Annotated in this window: 16 protein-coding genes and 2 pseudogenes; 9 read left to right on the forward strand and 9 right to left on the reverse strand. The window is 58.3% G+C overall.

The features are described 5' to 3' along the window. Positions 1 to 42: 42 nt before the first annotated feature. The 3 genes and pseudogenes from BMX17_RS26950 to BMX17_RS11470 all read right to left on the reverse strand — a co-directional run bounded on the left by BMX17_RS26950 (position 43) and on the right by BMX17_RS11470 (position 1,870). Positions 43 to 342 (reverse strand): helix-turn-helix transcriptional regulator, encoded by a 300-nt coding sequence (locus BMX17_RS26950; protein WP_244514999.1) that lies wholly within the window; start codon positions 340 to 342, stop codon positions 43 to 45. A gap of 174 nt (positions 343 to 516) precedes the next feature. After that, a pseudogene (locus BMX17_RS26955) lies at positions 517 to 696 on the reverse strand (helix-turn-helix transcriptional regulator); the annotation flags it as partial. A 346-nt stretch (positions 697 to 1,042) separates the two neighbouring features. Continuing rightward, positions 1,043 to 1,870 (reverse strand): IS5 family transposase, encoded by an 828-nt coding sequence (locus BMX17_RS11470; RefSeq protein WP_092660208.1) that lies wholly within the window; start codon positions 1,868 to 1,870, stop codon positions 1,043 to 1,045. Positions 1,871 to 2,457: 587 nt separating this feature from the next. On the opposite strand from BMX17_RS11470, the gene BMX17_RS11475 reads away from it, so the two are divergent. After that, entirely contained in the window at positions 2,458 to 2,820 is a 363-nt protein-coding gene (locus BMX17_RS11475; RefSeq protein WP_170845396.1) for an aldo/keto reductase, read from the forward strand. A gap of 41 nt (positions 2,821 to 2,861) precedes the next feature. Here the strand turns inward: BMX17_RS11475 and BMX17_RS11480 are convergent, their stop codons facing one another. Next, the gene (locus tag BMX17_RS11480; protein ID WP_092660117.1) at positions 2,862 to 3,527 is read right to left on the reverse strand and encodes an MBL fold metallo-hydrolase; all 666 of its coding nucleotides are present in this window, start codon (positions 3,525 to 3,527) and stop codon (positions 2,862 to 2,864) included. A 114-nt stretch (positions 3,528 to 3,641) separates the two neighbouring features. After that, positions 3,642 to 4,646 carry an alcohol dehydrogenase gene (locus BMX17_RS11485; RefSeq protein ID WP_092660210.1) on the reverse strand — a complete coding sequence of 335 codons (1,005 nt, stop codon included), beginning with the start codon at positions 4,644 to 4,646 and terminating at the stop codon, positions 3,642 to 3,644. 125 nt (positions 4,647 to 4,771) lie between these two features. On the opposite strand from BMX17_RS11485, the gene BMX17_RS11490 reads away from it, so the two are divergent. Beyond that, entirely contained in the window at positions 4,772 to 5,731 is a 960-nt protein-coding gene (locus BMX17_RS11490) for an LLM class flavin-dependent oxidoreductase (RefSeq protein WP_092660119.1), read from the forward strand. A gap of 155 nt (positions 5,732 to 5,886) precedes the next feature. On the opposite strand, the gene BMX17_RS11495 is transcribed toward BMX17_RS11490, so the two are convergent. After that, positions 5,887 to 6,513, reverse strand: a complete 627-nt coding sequence (locus BMX17_RS11495; protein WP_092660212.1) for a TetR/AcrR family transcriptional regulator — start codon at positions 6,511 to 6,513, stop codon at positions 5,887 to 5,889. 299 nt (positions 6,514 to 6,812) lie between these two features. Between BMX17_RS11495 and BMX17_RS11500 the strand changes: the two genes are divergently transcribed. The 7 genes and pseudogenes from BMX17_RS11500 to BMX17_RS27500 all read left to right on the forward strand — a co-directional run. Continuing rightward, entirely contained in the window at positions 6,813 to 8,405 is a 1,593-nt protein-coding gene (locus BMX17_RS11500) for a COG1361 S-layer family protein (protein ID WP_244514990.1), read from the forward strand. A gap of 11 nt (positions 8,406 to 8,416) precedes the next feature. After that, positions 8,417 to 10,711 carry an efflux RND transporter permease subunit gene (locus BMX17_RS11505; RefSeq protein ID WP_092660123.1) on the forward strand — a complete coding sequence of 765 codons (2,295 nt, stop codon included), beginning with the start codon at positions 8,417 to 8,419 and terminating at the stop codon, positions 10,709 to 10,711. A gap of 180 nt (positions 10,712 to 10,891) precedes the next feature. Then, entirely contained in the window at positions 10,892 to 11,878 is a 987-nt protein-coding gene (locus BMX17_RS11510) for an SMP-30/gluconolactonase/LRE family protein (protein WP_244514992.1), read from the forward strand. Positions 11,879 to 13,141: 1,263 nt separating this feature from the next. Further along, on the forward strand, positions 13,142 to 14,572 hold the full coding sequence (locus BMX17_RS11520) for an MATE family efflux transporter (RefSeq protein WP_092660216.1): 1,431 nt from the start codon (positions 13,142 to 13,144) through the stop codon (positions 14,570 to 14,572). 94 nt (positions 14,573 to 14,666) lie between these two features. After that, positions 14,667 to 15,065, forward strand: a complete 399-nt coding sequence (locus tag BMX17_RS11525) for a hypothetical protein (RefSeq protein WP_092660128.1) — start codon at positions 14,667 to 14,669, stop codon at positions 15,063 to 15,065. Then, positions 15,032 to 15,583, forward strand: coding sequence for a universal stress protein (locus BMX17_RS11530; protein WP_244514993.1), 552 nt, complete (start codon positions 15,032 to 15,034; stop codon positions 15,581 to 15,583). Before BMX17_RS11525 ends, BMX17_RS11530 begins: the two co-directional genes overlap by 34 nt. Next, positions 15,582 to 15,776, forward strand: a pseudogene (locus tag BMX17_RS27500) (hypothetical protein); the annotation flags it as partial. The gene BMX17_RS11530 and the pseudogene BMX17_RS27500, both read left to right, overlap by 2 nt. Before the next feature lie 54 nt (positions 15,777 to 15,830). On the opposite strand, the gene BMX17_RS11540 reads toward BMX17_RS27500, so the two are convergent. From BMX17_RS11540 to BMX17_RS11550, 3 genes are read right to left on the reverse strand one after another with little or no spacing between them, the layout of a single operon-like run. After that, positions 15,831 to 17,282, reverse strand: a complete 1,452-nt coding sequence (locus BMX17_RS11540; protein WP_170845398.1) for an acetyl-CoA hydrolase/transferase C-terminal domain-containing protein — start codon at positions 17,280 to 17,282, stop codon at positions 15,831 to 15,833. After that, entirely contained in the window at positions 17,279 to 17,854 is a 576-nt protein-coding gene (locus tag BMX17_RS11545) for a MaoC family dehydratase (protein ID WP_092660134.1), read from the reverse strand. Before BMX17_RS11545 ends, BMX17_RS11540 begins: the two co-directional genes overlap by 4 nt. Before the next feature lie 20 nt (positions 17,855 to 17,874). After that, a complete protein-coding gene (locus BMX17_RS11550) occupies positions 17,875 to 19,077 on the reverse strand; it encodes an acyl-CoA dehydrogenase family protein (RefSeq protein WP_092660136.1) in 1,203 nt (400 codons plus the stop codon). Positions 19,078 to 19,108 lie beyond the last annotated feature (31 nt).

Below are 19,108 nucleotides of genomic sequence, written 5' to 3' on the forward strand. Positions count from 1 at the left end.
GCTGCATACACTCTCTATATTGCCTACACCGACAGAACAGCGCTACTGATTTTGAACCAACTGGAATATCCATTCAGAGAGTTCATCCGATGTGATCGGGTCGATCTCTCCGTCATTACCCACCAACGGTGATATCTTGTCGCCAGCCATCAACAGCGAAAAGTCAAGATCCTTCTTTGCAGGGCGGAGCAGATACGTTCGGTTCCCGTTGTGGACAGTCGCTTCACGTCGAATCTCTCCCTTTTCTTCGAGTTTGCTGGCGATCCGACTTCCAGTCCGACTACTCACGTCGAGTTCCTTCCACAACTCGCTCTGATAGAGGGCTCTGCGATCCTTGATCAATTCGAGAGCGCGGTCCTGTTGGGAGTCCGATTGTGAGTCCCCAGCTGCACTGGACGCAGGTTGAGATACCTCCTCGGTTGCCGATTGTCGAGTCTGAGAATCCTCGTCGGGTGACTCGTCAGTGTTTGCTGTCTGGGCATCCGTTGGCGATAGAAGATAGGTCCGTCGCCCATTTCGCGTGGTTTCGGTTCGTTCGATTAATCCCTTCTCGGCAAGCGCAGTCGCAAGGCGACTGCCTGCCCGACTGTTGGCGTCTAGCGCTTTCCAAAGTTCGCTCTGGGTGATTTCGCCCCGCTCCTGGATCAACTCCAAAGCCCGTTGTTGTTGCGTCGTAAGATCAGCAGTCGCATTCATTAACTAGATTCACTAATTTGTTAGCCATCCGTCTTATGATCTCTTTTTCTTGTGTCCTCGCGATTGGAGCGATGGTCAACCAAGTCCCGCTCGCGATCGATCGTTCCAGCAGTGTCCAAGACCTCAAAGACGCTGTTCGACACCACCTCGCTGACGATTCGTACGGGCGACCGCCAATCGAATACGATGCGCCGCCCCGGATCAGCGACCCTCTCGAAGCCGAGAAAGCCCTCAGTCGGCCAGGGCACAACTGCAGTGGTCGCAATCTCGGCGTCGTGATCAGTTTCAGGGGGAACCGGCCGTTCGCAACGGTCGGCCGTGGTGAATCGCCAGACGGAACTTGATTTCACTGGTTCACTGCCTGCGTGATGTTGTAAACTGCACACATCAAGACGAGTTCTCGAAATTCACCGTACCAAGTTCGCGCACGCACGGTGTCGCCGAGCGTGCGCTTGATCGTCGAGAAAACGGTCTCACACATCGCTCGTTGGCGGTATCGAGGCCCATCGATCCGCGCGTTGTGCGCGTGGTCGATGGGCCGGAACTCACGATGTTTGATCAGCGGTCTTACGCCCTCTTCGCGGAGTTTTTCGCGCGAATCCATCCAGTCGTAGCCTTTGTCGGCGGCGAGGCTGGCAAGGTCGCCCGCGTTACGGCGGGCGACCTGCCAGCCGAGCTGTGTGTCGTGCGTTTTCTCGGTCGTACAGTGAACGTCCAGAATCGCGTGACTGTCTGTGTCCACGAGAGCTGTTGTTTTGAGCGTTTGAACCCGGTAATTCGTCCGGCGGCAGTAGTGTTTGCTGGCGTTTTCGCGGTCGAAGAACGTCGCGTCGATGGCGGCGTGTCCACTCGGGTCGTGCAGCTGCGCCGAATGGCGCAGCAGCACTCGCCAGAGTGCTGTCTTGATCCTGTCAAACCACTTCACTAGCGTTGAGTAATGTGGGAGATCGGCCGCTTCGAGGCCGATCTCCCCGAGAATATGTGGCATCTCGCTCAGCAAATCAAGTGCTTCTCGGTAGGATTTCTCCAGGTAAACCCGCAGAAAGTGCAGCGACAGCACCGCAGACTCGGCGAAGCCGCCACCCCCTTCGGGGGCGGCGACTTCGCCTTGCCCACCAACAGCATTTTTAGCCAACTGAACGACTTTGCTCGTGAAGCGGGAGATCTTCGACATGGACATCGCCGGTTTCCCGCTTCTTACTCCTAGTTCTAACGGTCCAGGCCGACGCGGTCCAGCGATTCACCAGAGCCGGACGAACTTCTTCGACACAGCGAACGATTACTCTACCGGCGAATGCGAGTCAATCTTCGGTAGTTACTGGCGGACGCTTATCTGTAGAAGCGAATATTTGGGGTTTTGACTCTCTCTAATTACAGGTCCCGGTTTTCGTCACTCGGACAACTCACCCCCGATCTTCCGAAGGTATCGACGGCTACAGATGAATGCTATCGGATGACGACCGCGAAGAACATCCGAACCTCCAGCAGGCACTCGTACAGGGCGATCAAACATGAACGCTCATACAGCCTTGAGCTGCTGGGTGGACGCAATTGACCTCTACCAAGTATCGTTAGGGACTACAGACGCCAATCGAACAGACGCTTCGCACCTGGCTGCATCGGCGATGTGGACCTACCAGTTCGTAGACGTGCTACACAGCAGGGACACACCCGGTCTTGAACGGTTCGCGACCAAGAGCACCACTACAACGGGCTCCACCGAGAGGATGCGATATTTCCCGCTGGCGAAAAAGGAGGCCATTGGGCCCCACTCCGTGGAGTCCGCTCGCACGCGGCGCCCCGGCCCGCCAGCACGAACAGTTGGACGGGGCAACGTGCGGTGAGACCATATCCTACTTCCATGACATGCCCCATCTCCAGGGTGGTGGCGACATGATCGACGAACAGCTTGGGGAACTCGCTGCGGAGGCGGGGGTGACGATGGCACGGATAGATCTCGCATGGTTCCTCCGGCAGAACACGATCGACGTTACGATTATCGGTACCACCAGGATCGAGTACCTCGAAGATGCCGTTGGGGCGACCGACCTCGGTCTCTCGAACTCGGAGATTGAGTCCCTCGAGGAACCGTACGAACCGCTCCCTGTAGCCAGCCAAGACTGAGGAGTGACAGGGACCGCCTGCCCAAGAATGGCCTGCGGAACTCAGAACAGATCGACGGTGATCTCTCGTGTTTCGAGGTCGTCGACGAACGCCTCGGCGTCGGTTTCGATGGCCTCGAACGTGTCGTAGTGGACGGGTAAGACAAGATCTGGGTCGACCGATACGGCGAACTCGGCGGCCTCGTGGCGGTCCATCGTGAAGTGTCCACCAATCGGTGGGATGAACACGTCAGCCTGAATCCCCTCGTGTTCTGGAAGAAAGTCAGTGTCGCTCGTGAAGTAGATGGTCGTGCCGTCGATGTCGAGTAGGAGGCCGACGACTTCACTTTCGGCGTGGAACGGGGCGCCGTCCTCGTCGACGTGCGGCCCGTCCGCCGCATTGTATGCGGGGACCGCCTCGACATCGATGCCACCAACTGTAACCGACTCGCCGTACGGGAGTTCGATGACGTCCCTATCGAGTGCTGTAGTGTCGATGGTCTCGTAGGCGACAACCGTGGCGTTGGGACTGGCGACGGCGTCGATCCCGTCGGGGTCGTAGTGGTCGGGGTCGTCGTGAGTGCTGAACACGACATCCCCGTCGTGGGGTTCGTCGTCGAGAACGTCGCTCCAGGGGTCGATGTAGAGGACGCGACCGTCGTCGGTTTCGATTCGAACCGAAGCATGTCCGAGGCGCTCGAACGTCAAGCCGCCTAACTTACTACTCATACGGGGTGGTGTTGTAGCGTTCCGATTATGAATGTGTTCCACGCCGAACTCTTGCGGTTGACCGGTGGAAACACGGTCTCGACTATTGCGGCAGTGTTTGTCGGCAGCGTTCGCTCAGGGTTCTAGGACGACCCGGAACCGCGCCTCATTCTCGACCATGCGCTCGTAGGCCGCCGCGACCTGGTCCAGCGGATAGGTCTCGATTTCGGGGGACACGTCGCGCAGCGCACTGAATTCCAGGGTGTCTTGGGAGTCACGGGCGTGGCCGGAGGCCCACCCTTCAACGCCGCCGCGGGTCTGGACAAGCGTGTTGGCGTCTACCTCGATAGGGCCACCGGGAACGCCGACCACGACTACGGAGCCGTCGATGCCGACGCCGTCGACCACCGATGAGATGGCGTCGCTGGAGGGGGCCGTGGCGAGGACGACCTGTGCGCCGCCGAGGGCTTGTAACCGCTCGGCGGGGTCAGTCTCGGCGGCGTTCACGAAGTGGTCTGCACCAAGCGAGCGCGCGAGGTCCTCCTTATCGGGGCTCTGTGAGATCGCGACGGTTTCGTAGCCGGCGGCGTGGGCGTACTGGAGTCCGAGGTGGCCAAGACCTCCCACGCCCTGGACGGCCACGAGGTCGCCCGGTCGGGCGTCGCTGTTCCGCAGGGCGTTGAACGTCGTGACGCCGGCACAGAGCAGCGGCGCGGCGTCGGCTGCATCAAGCTCCTCGGGCACCGCTGCGACGGCCTCGCTCGGAACGGTCACGTACTCGGCGTACCCGCCGTCGAACGTGATGCCCGTTATCTCGCCGTTCTCACACTGGAGAAAGTTCCCGCGGCGGCAGGGCTCGCAGGTGAAACAGTGGCCGCCGTGCCAGCCTGCGCCGACTCGGTCGCCCTCGGCCCAGGTGGTGACGCCCTCACCCGTCGCATCGACGCAACCGGCGATCTCGTGACCGGGGACGTGGGGAAAGCTGATTCCTGGATACGTTCCTTCCTTGGCGAAGACGTCGCTGTGACAGATTCCACAGGCTTCAACGGCGATCCTGACCTCGTCTGGGCCGGGGTCGGGAACGTCACGTTCGACGAGTTCGAAGTCCCCGCCCGCTTCCGGAACGATTACGGCACGCATCGTATCAGACATAACACCGGTCTTATGTCTTGGATGCCGAAAAAGACTGTCATCTCGGGTTTTTCGATAGAATCCGTGGCGATTCTATCAGGGGATTTTTTGGGGTACTCGTCCGCATTGTTTGTATGCGACTCGGCTATCACTGTGCGTCGTTTCACTTTCCCGAAAGCGATGCGTCGGCGTTTGAATCGGCGATATCGCTGGCGCGACGGCTCGATGAGGCCGGCTTCGATTGGTTTTCGACGATGGACCACCTCTGGCAGTTGCCCTTCGTTGGACAGCGCGACGAACCCTACTTCGACGCGTACACGACCCTCCCGGCCGTCGCTCGGGAGACTGACCGGATGGAGATGGGCGCGCTGGTTACTAGTCCCCACTACCGGAACCCGGCCATGCTTGGCCGCCAGCTGACGACGCTCGACCACGCCAGCGACGGGCGGGCGGTATTCGGGATCGGTGCCGGCTGGTTCGAAGAGGAGTACGACGCCTACGGCTTCGAGTACCCCGATCCGGAACGACGCGTCCACGATCTCCGGGACACTGTCTCGCTCGTCCAGGCAATGTGGCGCAAGTCCTCCCCACTGAGCCACGAGACGGACAGGCACAGCGTCGAGGACCTGTATCTGGAACCCAAGCCCGTACAGGATGGTGGACCCGACGTACTGGTCGGCGGGGGTGGCGAGGATCTGCTCCTGAAGGCTGTTGCCGACCTCGCCGACCGGTGGAACGTCCCGGGAGTGAGTCCTGATGCCTTCGAGCGGAAGCTCGGGATCCTTGCGGAATACTGCGAGCGGTTCGGCACGGATTTCGACGCGATCGAAAAGACCGTCCTGCAGACGGCAGTCATTCGTGACTCGGCCGAGGCAGCGCATGACGCCTACGAGCGCCTCCAGCGGGAGACCGCGGCTGCTGACCCGACACCCCGTGACGATCACCGGGGGCTCGTTGGCACTCCCGAGGAGGTGCTCGATGGGCTGGAGACGTTTGACGAGCTCGGTGCCGAGATGGTCATGGTCCGGGCCGAGCGGAACGATCCCGAAACGATTGACCATCTCGTCGAGGACGTCCTCACGAGTATGGACTGACTGGCGCCGTCGAAACCTACGGCGGCTGCTAGCCGCTCTGTGACATCCTCACACGGCCTACTGTGAAGCCGTGGGATTCCCACGTTGGGATATTAGGGTCTACCCCAGTCTTCATCAGCACGAATGTTCTTCGGATCGCCGATTGCTATCTTTGCTCAATTATATACACCGTTTTCAAGATAGGAATGGATACTCTGGTGAACTGGTGTTAGGTCTGGTTGGGTTCTTGTTGCACGTCGAGAAAATGTACCGAGAATAAACGTACTCAGTGTCGTAGCGACATGATTTGGATCTACGTCTCTGAACTCACCTTCATCAATCCCGCGCTGAATAATCGTTGCTAAGTGCTCCTCATGACGGTTATCAATCGCTAAAATTCGATCTCTGTAGTCCGGATCATGAGTTGCTTGTGCCCGAACCTGAATGAAAACTCTAAGTAGATCATCAGATGGGGGGTTAATTTCAACAGCAGATGAAGAAGCACGTTCACCTAATAATATGCTATCTAAGATGGCTTCTAAGTGCGTTTTTGGATCTATATCTGATGTTTGAATTAGGTCTGATTCGATCATGTCAAGAACATACTCAACAAATGATAATAGTAGATCGTCTTTGTCTGAGTAGTGATGATAGACAGATGCCTTCTGCAAACCAACTTCATCTGCAATACGCTTGATAGAGAGTCCAGAATATCCCTCTTCCTGTAAAACTTCAAATGCAGCCTGCAGTATCTCTTCTTGTGTATCCGTTGGCGGATCAGCAAAGAGATCTTCCGAAACCATACTATTGTAGTTGAGGAACGAGATTGTGAAGATTCCGGTCACCAGTTCGCGAAGCTGAATATAAAAATTTTTAATCAACCAAGCGTTCGTTAGTCCTGTTATAGCCAATGGCCATCACTAAGCCAGCATTCTACAGTAACATAGACTTAGAAAGGCAACTAAACTCGCATCGTCACGATCAGCTGTCAAACGGATTTTCGTTGATGCAGCACAACTAAGTCACCGACTTCTTGAAACAAATGTCACGTACGTTACCATACTCATATGTATCGTCCCGGCATATGATTATTATTGTTGCAGTGCTGGTTGCACTGGCTACAGTACCACTTCCAGTAGTAGCAGCTGAAAATCTCGTAACAGGCGAGCCAGAGATCAGTATTTCATCGCCTGATGCGACATTCGAGGCTAGCTCCTCACAGACTCTGTCACTGAGTGTCACCAATGATGGGGAAATCCGCAAAGGTGGACAACCAGAATACGAACAGGAAGTCCAAACGGCGCGTAACATGCGGATTGAAGTCTTAGAGGATCGCATTGATGCGCCGATTGATATCAAAACGGGGTCTCAGACTGTCAGCAGGTTAGCTAGTGGTGGGACCGCATCATTACAATACCAACTTGAGATCGGCGATGCGAAGCCAGGTACATATCGGATTCCTGTCGAGGTTTCGTATGAGCACACTCGTGCGATTACATATGGACCGTATCGTGATACAGAACGTACAGAATCAGAAGACGATGACATACAATACATCACAATTACAATAGAAGATAAACCTCAGTTCAGCATCGTCGACACTGATACCAATGCTATCCATGCAGGCGACAATGGTGAATTTGCGTTTTCGCTCAAAAACACTGGAACCAGAGAAGCGACCGATACACGCGTTACACTATCGACACAGACATCCGGGGTCTACTTCGGGACGGGGGCTAGCCCCTCACAGACCACATCCGTGTTTCTGTCCTCGCTTGCGCCAAATGAGACACGCCGCCTCTCGACTGAGATGGGAGCCAGCACCGATGTCTCGGCTGGTACATACCCAATTGTAGTAACTGCCGAATACGAGAATGACAACGGAATTACTGAAACATCGGATCAGCTACAGACGGGGATAACTATTCAATCGGAGCGTAAATTCACCCTTCAGAACCTGTCCACGACGGATTTCCGCGTTGACGAGCCAGAAGCACAAATCCAAGGGGAGCTAGTTAACGAGGGTGATAGTACTGTCCATAACGCCGTTGTCCAGATGAATCAAAAACAGGGGATCACTATCACAAACGGTGAGTCTGCAGTCGGTGATCTCGGTCCCGGCGACGCAGTGCCTATCTCATTTACTGTAGATATTCCTCCATCTGTCGAGCCAAGTACCCAGTCGTTTAGCTACACAGTTGAGTACGAAAACGCCGATGGTGATGTGCTCACAACTTCGACGCCAATCCGAAAATCGCTCCAGATCGAACCAGAACGCGATCGGTTCAAGGTTGTAGGAGTTAACACCTCAGTTGCATCTGGAGGAAGCGGCACACTCACTGTGAGCCTGCGTTACACTGGGTCTGAGCCTGTCAAGAATGCAAATGCGAAACTATTCACGAGTGACCCACTTTCGGCATCTGATGATGGTGCCTACCTTGGAAGGGTTGAACCGAACGAAACTGTGTCTGCAACATTCCAAGTCAGCGCTACAGACGATGCACTCAACAAGTCATACAGTTCCTCGATTGAGGTTCGATATGACGAACAGGATGGCGATACACGCTTTACAGGCTCACTCTCTGTAGGTGTGCCTGTCAAGGAATCATCCGGTGGGATTCCGTTCCTCCCAGTTGGCCTCCTTGCGGGTGGGATTATTCTCGCTGGTGGATTTGTCGTCTATAAACGGAGATAGTAGAACCAACGATGTGGGACCTTCGCGATCTCTTCCGAAAGTTGGGAAAGACCATTCAAGCCCGGCCAGTCCTCACGCTTCTCTTCGCTATTGGATTGGTTGGAATTGCCATCACTGGCGCTGCACAGATTGAAAATGTTACTGGCACCGAAGCCTTCGTTGGCAGTAATCCGACACTCGATACCTATCAGGAGACATTTGATCGTGGGAGTGTTGCAACACTAGTCAGAGGTGAGGTTTCAGAGCCTGCAACAATGCGGGCGATCGATCGCTATGATCGGCGGCTGTCACAGACTGAGAACGTAGAGCAGGTTGTCAGTCCTGCTGATCGCGTTCGTCGTGAGTATGGACGCATTCCGGATTCGGAGGCAAAAATCAGGGCAGTCGTTGGGACCTCTGACTCCACGATTGTAACCACCGTTCTCAGCTCGGATCTAAGCCAGCAAGAAACCCGGCCAGTCTACACGAAGGCCACAGAAGCGCGTGATTGGGCGCAGTTCCCGAGTGATATCGAAGTCACGATCACAGGCCAACCAGCCTTCTCGGCACAGCTATCGTCGCTAATCCAGCAGAGTACACAACAACTCTTGGGGCTGGCGGTTGGTCTAATGATTATTGCTCTGTTTTTCTTGTTCCGCGGGGTTCGACTACGTCTCCTTCCAATTGTTGCTGTCTTTACTGGCGTCATCTGGACGTTCGGAGCGATGGGGTATGCTGGCGTCCCGAACTCGACGCTGACAAGCGCTGTGTTCCCGATTCTTATCGGATTGGGGATTGACTATTCAGTCCAGTTCCATGAACGGTATGAAGAGGAACTCAGCAACGCTCCACCAAAAAAAGCACTACCAAAGGCGTTGAGTGGTATCGGACCACCGGTTCTGATCGCTGTTATCGCAGCTGCCCTCGGGTTTGGGGCGACATGGTTCTCGACGCTTGGAACGCCAGCCTTTGTCTGGTTCGCCCAGACTGCCATACTTGGTGTACTCCTCACATTTATAGCTGCGATACTAATACTACTACCACTTCTAACGCTATATACACGGTGGCGGAAGCCGGATGAGGGTTCGTCAGACACAGCAGCATCGCCAGATGCTAAAGACCAGCAAGCCCACGACACTGCGTCAACCACGCAGTCTGATATTGGCACGATGGGACAAACCCTTGGACGAATCTCTCGAATTATGGCGTCGCATCCCTTTGCTGTCCTTGGTATTGCACTTATCCTCACAACGGGTGGCTTCTATGCGGGGTCTGATCTGGAGACGCTGGCTGATACCGAGGAGTTCATTCCACAGGATCTCCCTGCTCTGACTGATCTGCAGCAGTTCCGGTCAGAAACTGGTGGTGGCAGCAGTGTTCAGTATAGTGTCCTGGTGAGTGGCGACCAACTTCAAGATCCAGAGACATTACGTTGGATGGAGCGCTATCGCGCTGTGGCTGTCGGGAAACCCTTGATCACAGGAATGGAGACGCCAGCAACGACGATCAAGGAATACAATAACGGAACACTGCCCAAAACTAAGGGTGGTGTCGACCGAACCCTAGCCCGGATTCCAGCAGAGGATAAACAGCGCTTCTACAACGACGGGTATGCCCACATCACAGTTATCGGTGCCCAGAATATGAACACCCAGGAGCAACTGGACCTCCTCGATAATGTTGACACAGCAACAGATCTGAGTCAACCACCTGCTGGAGTTGAGGCTGAGATCACTGGCCAAGCAGCAGCTGCGACTCCAGCAATCATCTCCCAGATCGAACAGCGGAACTTCACCACAGGGCTTGGGGTTGTGCTTGTCTTTGCAGCCCTATTGCTCTATTACCGGAATCTGCTCCGTGCCGTTGCTCCACTGGTTCCGATGCTGTTCGTGATCGGCTGGCAGAACCTATACATGGCCGTACTCTCGATTCCAGTATCGCCATTAGGCGCATCGCTTGGTGCGATGACTGTCGGCATCGGCGCAGAGTATACGATCATCGTCATGGAGCGATACTTCGAGGAAGTCAAGCAGGCTGGTGTGTCACGTCTCGATGCTGTTGAGACGGCTGGAGCACGCGTTGGTAAAGCCATTAGCGTTTCTGGTCTTACGACGATATTTGGGTTCTCAGCGCTAACGCTGTCACCCTTCCCGATGCTCTCGGACTTTGGCTTTCTTACTGTTGGCGTCATCTTCCTGACGCTCGTGGCGGCCATCGCAACGTTGCCACCAACACTGATTGTTCTCGGTCGCTTGTCTGATGTGATTGAAGAGCTTTGGACTTCAGAGCCAGCCCCACGTACGGTTGCTGAACAGTCAGACAAATAGGCTGCTACAGTGAACGCACCCCGGGGTCAAGCCCCGGGGCAGTCGCCTTGACCGCGCGTACAACTTCGGCCTTTTATTTCTATTTTTTTGAGAGTCGGGCTATAGTAGTCGCTAGAAATAATTACTATGAAAGAGCTCAATAGCATAAGGTCCTTAACCACCAATGTGTCTTCGAATCGATTGACACGCCGTCGACTGTTAGCGTCTAGCGTCGCTATCACACTCGGAGTAGCTGGCTGTGCGGAGTCTGACTCGACCTCGACGACGACCGCACCGCCGACCGAGGTGACGGGGACACCATCAGAGACGCAATCGCCGACTGCAACGGACACTGTACAGACAGTTGTGTCGATTCCCGGCGAGCGAGTTCCAGAGAACCTCGCTTTCGATAGCGACGGGGCGCTCTACTTCGGTATCACTACTGGTGAAGTCCGACGGTTGCCAGCAGAGCGCCTCAGTGATACCGGGTTGACGATCGACGACACAGAGCAGGTCGGGACGCTCCCAGAGGCTATAGGTGTTGAAGTCGGACCTGATGGAACAGTCTTTGTGGCTGTTGCAACTCAAGACGACCGTGCTGGCGTCTGGACTATCCCACCAGACAGTGAGGCGAATCAACTCGTCCAGATAAGTGGGTTCCCCAATGACATCCTCTATGACAGCGATGAGGACCGGGTGTTGGTCACAGAGTCGAGTAATGGTCTGGTCTATGCAGTGAGCAAAGATGGCACTCGCGAGACGTGGCTCGACGATAACCGATTAAGTACTGAGAGCTTCGGGGCTAATGGAATTACCCGCACCGCCGACGGAACAATCTATGTCGCTGTAACGCGAGCAGCGAACCAGACCGGCCGACTGATAGAAGTACCTGTCCAATCAGACGGCAGTGCCGGTAACGCGACGACATTCTTCGAGGGGGAGGCCGTCTTCGGCGCGGATGGCATCACGGCTCAAGACGGTGCTATCTACGTCGCTGCGAACAGTCAGAATCGAATCCTTCGAGTCACTGAGGATGGCGACACGACGGTGTTAGCTACCAGCGATGACGGACTTGTATTCCCGTCAGATGTACTGTTTAGGCCATCCAGTAATGATCTCTATATCTGCAACTTCGCGAGTGATTCTCCGGAGGATGGTGCAATCCTCAGAACGCGGCTCCGAGTGTGAACTACCCCTGCCTACTCGCCGCCTTCGGCGGCTCCTTGAGCTGAATAGCAGGCGCTGTATCCCCTCCCTACTGCGCTACTCGGTCGCTCCGCTCCCTGCGTTGCTCCTTGAGGAAGGGGGCTTAGCGCCTGCTATTCAGCTAATTTATAGACTGAACAGGCGAAATACCACGCCGTTCACGGCGTGGATACGCGCCGTCACTTCGGGAAACAGACCACCGTTCAACCGCCTGCCCTGAGTTTCCCACGGTGACGTTTAAGTGATAGGCCGCCCAACTTGTGAGTAGGAATCAGTCGGAACGGAGCGGATTCCGACCCGTCCTTCGGAGGCGGCCTGTCCGCCCACGTAACGAGGTCGTTCGGAAATCGAAGATTTCAGTGATCACGAGAAGCTCCGCTTCTCGGACGACAGTATCCGAAAGAGCAGGCGGTGAACGTCACATCCTCGTAGGGTGTGCCTCTGTGCCGACTGCTCACAGCGACTCAAAAGGTACCCCCAAGTCTGCCGACGCCTGCTGGGGTCCCCGTGGCAAAAACAACACCGGGACGCCGTACATGGCTGAGGATAGGGGTAACGGCCACTTGGCATGGCCAGCAGTCCACCAGTCCGATACCGTGGGACTACCCGTGCCCGAAAGGTCTAGTGGTCCGGTGACTGGACTGCACACCTGAAACTCCCACCGCTCGGGATTCCCCCGCGTTCACGCGGAGGAGTATGTCAAACGTTAAAAAGCGCAACAACGAACAGAGTATCTACTCCCCCCTAGCGTGTTGCCTCGAGTGGTGTTTTTCGCACCCAGAGAGGGCGAGGGCTCCATTGAGAGTCCTCAGGGGTAACAACCGTGAGTCAACAACAGAGAGTCGACAACGTCTCAATCGACGACTTCCCTGTCGATATCAACAACACGCAATCAGGGAAGGTCGATTCCGGCGACGTCCCTGACGAAATCGAGTCCATCACCCGTGGGTTCTTCCAGAACGACGGATGGTGCTTTCGTCTTGTCCCAATCGGTACATCCGCTATCGCTGTGTCCGAAATCCGAAGGCCTTTCACTGACTAACCAGTTAGTCAATACTGAGAACACCTGATGACCTCCACAGTTGCTGCTCACCGCAGACCGGGACGTTGGAATCTGTCGATATCTCGATTCCACGGTCCCCGATTAGCTCTAGCTGGTGACGGGCCTACTACCCTCATCCCAGCACTGACCGGCAGCCGTACAACGTTGGGCACCTGGTCGCAGTTCACCCGGAGGTGGCCGTGATGAGCGTTCGAGAACGGGTGAGTTCTCTGTTCAAGGGGCACGAGGAGTTCGATCTCACGTCGGGGGGCATTGGGAAGCCTCTGTTCTTCCTGTCGCTCCCAATCGTCATCACGAACCTCTTCCAGACCGCATACAATCTCGCGGACACGTTCTGGCTCGGCCAATACAGCACGAATGCACTGGCGGCGATCAGCTTCGCATTCCCGATGGTGTTCTTGCTCATTTCGCTGGGAATGGGTCTTTCCGTCGCTGGTAGCGTCCTCGTCGCACAGCATACCGGGGCCGAGGAAGAAGCCGAGGCCGAATACGCGGCCTCGCAGACGATTACGTTCGCGATTCTCGCGTCGATTCTCCTCGGCGCGGTCGGATACGTCCTCGTCGAGGAGTTGCTTGGACTGCTCGGTGCATCTCCGGCTGTCCTCCCAATGGCCACCAGCTACATGGAGGTCATCTCACTGGGGCTGCCCTTCATGTTCGGCTTTTTTGTTTTCATCGCGCTCATGCGGGGCTACGGGGATACGATCACTCCGATGCTCGTGATGTTCGGCTCGGTGGTCCTCAATATCGTCCTGGACCCATTCATGATCTTCGGCTGGGGGCCGTTACCTGAGCTCGGGATCGAGGGTGCTGCAATCGCGACCGTATTCTCACGTGGGCTCGCGATGCTGGTCGGACTCGCGATCATGTTCCAGGGCACTCGTGGTGTGCAGATCAATCTGCGCGATATGGCACCCGATCTCACGTATCTCCGGCGGCTGGTTCGGATCGGGCTCCCTGCATCTATCGAAGGCACGGGTCGTGCACTCTCGATCAACCTGCTGTTGTTCATCGTGGGGATGTTCCCGACGACGGTCGTCGCCGCTTTCGGGATCGGGACGCGCGTATTTTCGGTGATTTTCCTGCCGGCGGTCGCGGTGGCCCGCGGGGTCGAGACGATGACCGGACAGAACATCGGCGCGGACAAACCCGACCGTGCCGAGCAGGCGGCCGGCCTGGCAGCGAAAGTCCTCTTTGGCGTTCTCTCCGGAGCGGGCATCCTCGTGTGGGTTGGTGCAGCACCGATTGCGAGCGTGTTCACGACGGATCCCGCTGTCGTCGGTGTGACCGAAGAGTTCTTGCGCTACGTCGCGCTCACCTTCGGCTTCATCGGTGTAATGCGAGCGTACACGGGGAGCTTCCGGGGGGCCGGGAAGACCCTGACCGCCGCAGCGATTTCTGTGGTGATGCTCGGCGTGATCCGCTTACCCATCGCTTGGGTTGCGGCCGGGGCGATCGGTGAGACCGGCATTTGGCTGGCGTTCGCCATCTCGAACATCGCTGGGGCCGTGATCGCCTACCTGTGGTATCAGCGCGGGACCTGGCGAGAGGCCGACCTCACAGAGCGCGGGCCTGACATTGACGCGTCCGAATCAACGGCGACGGATGATTAACCCAGATCATTCTACCAGCAGGAAATCCCGGCGTTCGCTCCGGGGAGGGGCCACTGTCAGAACACCTAAGTCTGGTCTGTCCCAATATTCGATTATGACTAACCAGTCAGTCAGTCTCCCTGCTGGATGGTCACCAGCGTCCGGAGGTGATCTCGACGGGGCGAAAGTCTACGTGTACGATGTAACTGATTCGAAGCGCATCCTCGTTGGCCTCCACTCCCAGTCAAAGGAAGATACGGGACCCATTCAGCTTCGCGCCTCGACTATCGAGGAGAAAGCATCGGTCAACCGCCACGATTTCGTCGTCGCTGAGTACGACGACCCCTCAACGGCCATAGACGAGGTAGAAGCATTTATGGACCTTCTGAGCGAGTCGCTTTCGGCCGACCAGACAGAGGACGAACGACTCTTCGTCAGCGTACAGGAGCTCATCACTGAGTTCACGGCAGCCGAGTGTGGGTGGCGGTCGATCTTTTCACGAGGGGGGCTATGACTGATACTCACACCGACGACGATGGAGCGAGCAGAAAGAATGGCTCGGCGTATTCACGGATTTTGGTTCCGACGGATGGCAGCGACCTAGCGCGCCGAGCGCTCGAGGAGGCATGCACGATTGCCGGACTTACCGATGCGACGATTCACGTCCTGTATGTCGTCGACGATGCGGCGATCGCCGAACTCGCAACGGACGCGAGTCTCGATGAGGTGAGTCTCGACGCCGATGTCCACCGACTCTTCGATCGGTTTGAGGCGGTCGGCGAACACGCGATCGAGGACATCCAAACGACGGCAGGTGAACGAGGCGTCGACATCGTCACGGCGGTCCGACGCGGGATCCCCGACGAGGAGATTCTCGCATACGTAAACGAGCAGGACATCGACCTTATCGTGATGGGGACCCATGGGCGCCGTGGCGTCCAGCGGTATCTCCTCGGAAGTACGACGGAACGAGTCCTCCGGCGTGTAACAACGCCCGTCCTCGCAGTCCACGAGCAGAACGACAAAATGTGACCTGTGGTTCGAACTCGAGTCGCTCGTCGACGAAACGGCGTACGACGACGTCGTCGCCCCCACGGAACTGCAGATCAGTCTCAGCGATGGGTTGGACGACGCCGAGAGCGCTCGGCTCGATATCCAGTGAAGCGAACTGGGGATGTATTCGTTCCACTACGTCGATTGCGACGGCGTCAACTGGCGCTTCGATCCACCACACCGGGTTAGCTCTTTTCCCGCTGGCACGCCCGGAGCCGGCGGGACCTCACCCGTCCCAGAAGAAGGCGGTATCGAGGTCGTGGGGTTCGTGCCCGCCGCCCGTCAGCGCGCGGTCGAGATACGACTCCAGGCGGTCTCCGTAGTCGGGGTGTGCACACTCGTCGACTAGAAGACGAGCGCGCTCGCGGGGGCTGGTCCCCCGGAGGTCCGCGACACCGCGTTCGGTGACGACGGCGTCGACGTCGTGTTCGGTGTGGTCGACGTGGGGCACCATCGGGACGATCCGCGAGACGTCGCCGCTGGCTGCCGTTGAGGGAAGTGCGATCACCGACAGCGCGGCGTTGCGGGTGAAGTCGGCGCTCCCGCCGATCCCGTTGAGCGCGATCGAGCCGTCGACATGCGTGGAGTTGGTGTGCCCGTACAGGTCCACTTCCAGAGCGCTGTTGACCGCGATCACACCGAACCGGTCGATCAGCGCGGGGCTGTTGGACACGTCTGCGGGTCGCAGGACAACGTCCTCGGCGTACCGGTCGGCGTCGGCGAACAGGCGGTCCTGGCCCTCGGCCGAGAGTGCCAGCGACGTAGCACTCGCACACTTGAGCTGGCCCGCATCGAGCAGGTCGAGCAGGCCGTCCTGGATCACTTCGCCGTAGTAGATCAGGTCCCGGTCGCCGAAGTCCGCGTCGCCGAACGCGCTCATCAGGGCGTTGCCGAGACTGCCGACGCCGAACTGGAGGCGCACCGAATCACCGTGGATCGGTGAGCGCTCGACCTCCGTTTCGAGGAACGCCCGGAGGTTGTCCGCGATCGCCCGGTCAGTCTCCGTCGGATCGCGGAACTCGTAGGGCTCGTCGCGGTGATCCGTCTCGACCACCGCAGTCAGGGAATCTGGATCGAACTCGATCCGGGACCCCCCGATCCGCTCGCCGGGGCTCGAAAGCGGGACCGGATCGCGATCCGGCGGGAGCCCCGGCCGATACACGTCGTGAAACGCCGCCAGGTCCAGCGGCTGTGAACGGTTCAGTTCGACGATCAGTTCGTCGGCGTGGTCGACCCAGGCCGGCGTGTGCCCGAGCGACGTGGAGGGGATCAGCCAGTCCTCGCCGACGGCGACGGCCTCGACGACGGCCACGTCGGCCTCGGCGAGGTCGCCGAAGCCCACGTCGTCGGCGAGCGTCGAGATGTGGCGGTCGGCGAAGGCGATTCGCCCGTCGTTGAGCGCATCGCGGACCTGCGGGCGCGCCTGGTAGGGGAACCGCCTGGCGATGGCGTCGGCCTCCACGAGAGCCACGTCGATCTCCTCGCCGACGCTCCCGCCGCTGACGACGGTGAGCGCGAGGTCCCGGTCAGAGTCCGCCAGCGCCAGCGGGACGGCCTTGGGGTAACCGACGCTGCCGAACCCGCTCGTCAGCAGGGTGGCGTCGGCCGCGATCCGTACGGCCGCGGTCGCGGCGTCGACGGTCGGGAGGTCGCCCTCGGTGCGGGAGAGGTGACTCACTTCAGGTCCTCCGGTTGGGTGCCGACGCCGTCGGGCCACCCCGTCGGCTGTGCGGCGGAAGGGTTGGCGGACTCACGTTTCAATACCATGGGCGTCCGCTCAAGCGAGAGGACGAGGTCGTCGTCCTGGTTGTACGCGCGGAGTTCGGTGGTGACGATACCGACGTGATCGCGGGACTCGGACTCGCGCGTGTCGATCACCTCGCTCTCGGCGAAGATTGTGTCGCCGTGGAAGACGGGCGCGTGGTGGCGGATGTTATCGTAGCCGAGGTTCGCCGTGGCGTTGGCCGAGACGTCGACGACGCTCATGCCGACCGCGAGCGCGATGACGAATGTGCCATCGACGAGGCGCTCGCCGAACTCCGTCTCGCTAGCGTAGGCCTCGTTGAAGTGCATCGGGTTGAGGTTCATCGTCAGGTTGGTGAACCAGACGTTGTCCGTCTCGGTCACCGTCCGCCCGTAGGGGTGTTTGTATACGTCGCCGACGCTGAAGTCCTCGAAGAATCGGCCCTGCCAGCCCTGGACCAGTCGTCTGTCCTGTTCGCCGTTCGTGGTATCGTCGGTGTCTGTCATTGGTCTCTCGGTGTCGTCTATCAGTACGAGCGGGGCAGATCGAGTACGTTCTCGCCAATGTAGTTGAGCACGAGCTGCTGGGTGATCGGGACCAGCCGCGTCAGCCGCGCCTCCCGGAAATACCGCTCGACATCGTACTCGCGGGCGACGCCGAAGCCGCCGTGGGCCTGGACCGCCGCGTCGGCGGCCTCGAAGGCCGCGTCGGCTGCGAGGTACTTTGAGACGTTCGCCCGCGCCCCGACGGCCTTTGCGTCGCCGTCCCGTTCGCTGGCTGTGGCCGCGCTGTACGTCGTCTGTTTGGCGGCCTGGACCCGGGCGTAGGCCTCCGCTAGCGGGTGCTGGATCGCTTGGTTCTTCCCGATGGAGCGGCCGAACACCTCCCGCTCGGCGGCGTAATCGACGCCCGCTTCGAGTGCTGCCTCGCCGAGGCCGACGCACTCGGCAGCGATGACCAGCCGCTCCTCGTTGAGGCCGTCGAGCATCTGATAGAAGCCCTCGTCTGCCTCGCCGACGAGGCGGTCCGCCGGCAAGCGGAGGTCCTCGAACCACATCTCGTAGGAGTGGACGAAGTTGCTGGCGGTCTTGTCGATCCGTTCGATCGTCAGCCCGCCCCGGTCGAAGGCCTCCTCCAAGTCGATCAGGAACATCGAGATGCCCCTGGTGCGCTTCTCGACCTCTCCTTTGGGCGTCGTCCGGGCCATCAGGAGGATGTAGTCGCTGGCGTCGACCCGCGATATCCAGATTTTCTGGCCGTTGACGACGTACTCGTCGCCGTCGCGCTCGGCGCGGGTCGCTATCGATGTGGAGTCAGACCCCGCGTTCGGTTCGGTGAGGCCGAACGACTGGATCACCTCCTCGCCGCTGGCAAGTTTCGGCAGGAGTTCCTCCCTGAGGGACTCGCTCCCGTAGTTGACCAGCGGTGGGGTGTTGTAGATTGCGCCGTGGACCGCCTGCGCGGCGCTGAACCCGCCGCCGCTGGCGGCGATCTCCTCCATCATGACGATGACCTCCTCGGTCCCCATACCGGCCCCGTCGTACTCTTCGGGGATCAGCGCCCCGAACCAGCCTCCGTCGGCCAGTTCGTCGACGAACTCCTGTGGGTACTCCCCGGCGGCGTCCTTCTCGCGCCAGTACGACGCCTCGAAGTCGTCGCAGATGTCCCGTATCGAGTCCCGGACCAGCCGTTGCTGGTCGGTGAGCCGTACCGTGTCTCGCTGTACCATCTGACCACTTAAACCTGTATGAGAGCAGATA

It is taken from the genome of Halorientalis persicus, assembly GCF_900110215.1.
Classification (GTDB): Archaea; Halobacteriota; Halobacteria; order Halobacteriales; family Haloarculaceae; genus Halorientalis; species Halorientalis persica.

What these genes read in the sequence shown, in the direction of transcription:
- BMX17_RS11545 (WP_092660134.1), bottom strand. Translation starts at nt 17,854, where the DNA reads ATGACAGACACCGACGATACCACGAACGGCGAACAGGACAGACGACTG.
- BMX17_RS11480 (WP_092660117.1), bottom strand. Translation starts at nt 3,527, where the DNA reads ATGAGTAGTAAGTTAGGCGGCTTGACGTTCGAGCGCCTCGGACATGCT.
- BMX17_RS11470 (WP_092660208.1), bottom strand. Translation starts at nt 1,870, where the DNA reads ATGTCGAAGATCTCCCGCTTCACGAGCAAAGTCGTTCAGTTGGCTAAA.
- BMX17_RS11550 (WP_092660136.1), bottom strand. Translation starts at nt 19,077, where the DNA reads ATGGTACAGCGAGACACGGTACGGCTCACCGACCAGCAACGGCTGGTC.
- BMX17_RS11490 (WP_092660119.1), top strand. Translation starts at nt 4,772, where the DNA reads ATGCGACTCGGCTATCACTGTGCGTCGTTTCACTTTCCCGAAAGCGAT.
- BMX17_RS11520 (WP_092660216.1), top strand. Translation starts at nt 13,142, where the DNA reads ATGAGCGTTCGAGAACGGGTGAGTTCTCTGTTCAAGGGGCACGAGGAG.
- BMX17_RS11525 (WP_092660128.1), top strand. Translation starts at nt 14,667, where the DNA reads ATGACTAACCAGTCAGTCAGTCTCCCTGCTGGATGGTCACCAGCGTCC.
- BMX17_RS11485 (WP_092660210.1), bottom strand. Translation starts at nt 4,646, where the DNA reads ATGCGTGCCGTAATCGTTCCGGAAGCGGGCGGGGACTTCGAACTCGTC.
- BMX17_RS11495 (WP_092660212.1), bottom strand. Translation starts at nt 6,513, where the DNA reads ATGGTTTCGGAAGATCTCTTTGCTGATCCGCCAACGGATACACAAGAA.
- BMX17_RS11505 (WP_092660123.1), top strand. Translation starts at nt 8,417, where the DNA reads ATGTGGGACCTTCGCGATCTCTTCCGAAAGTTGGGAAAGACCATTCAA.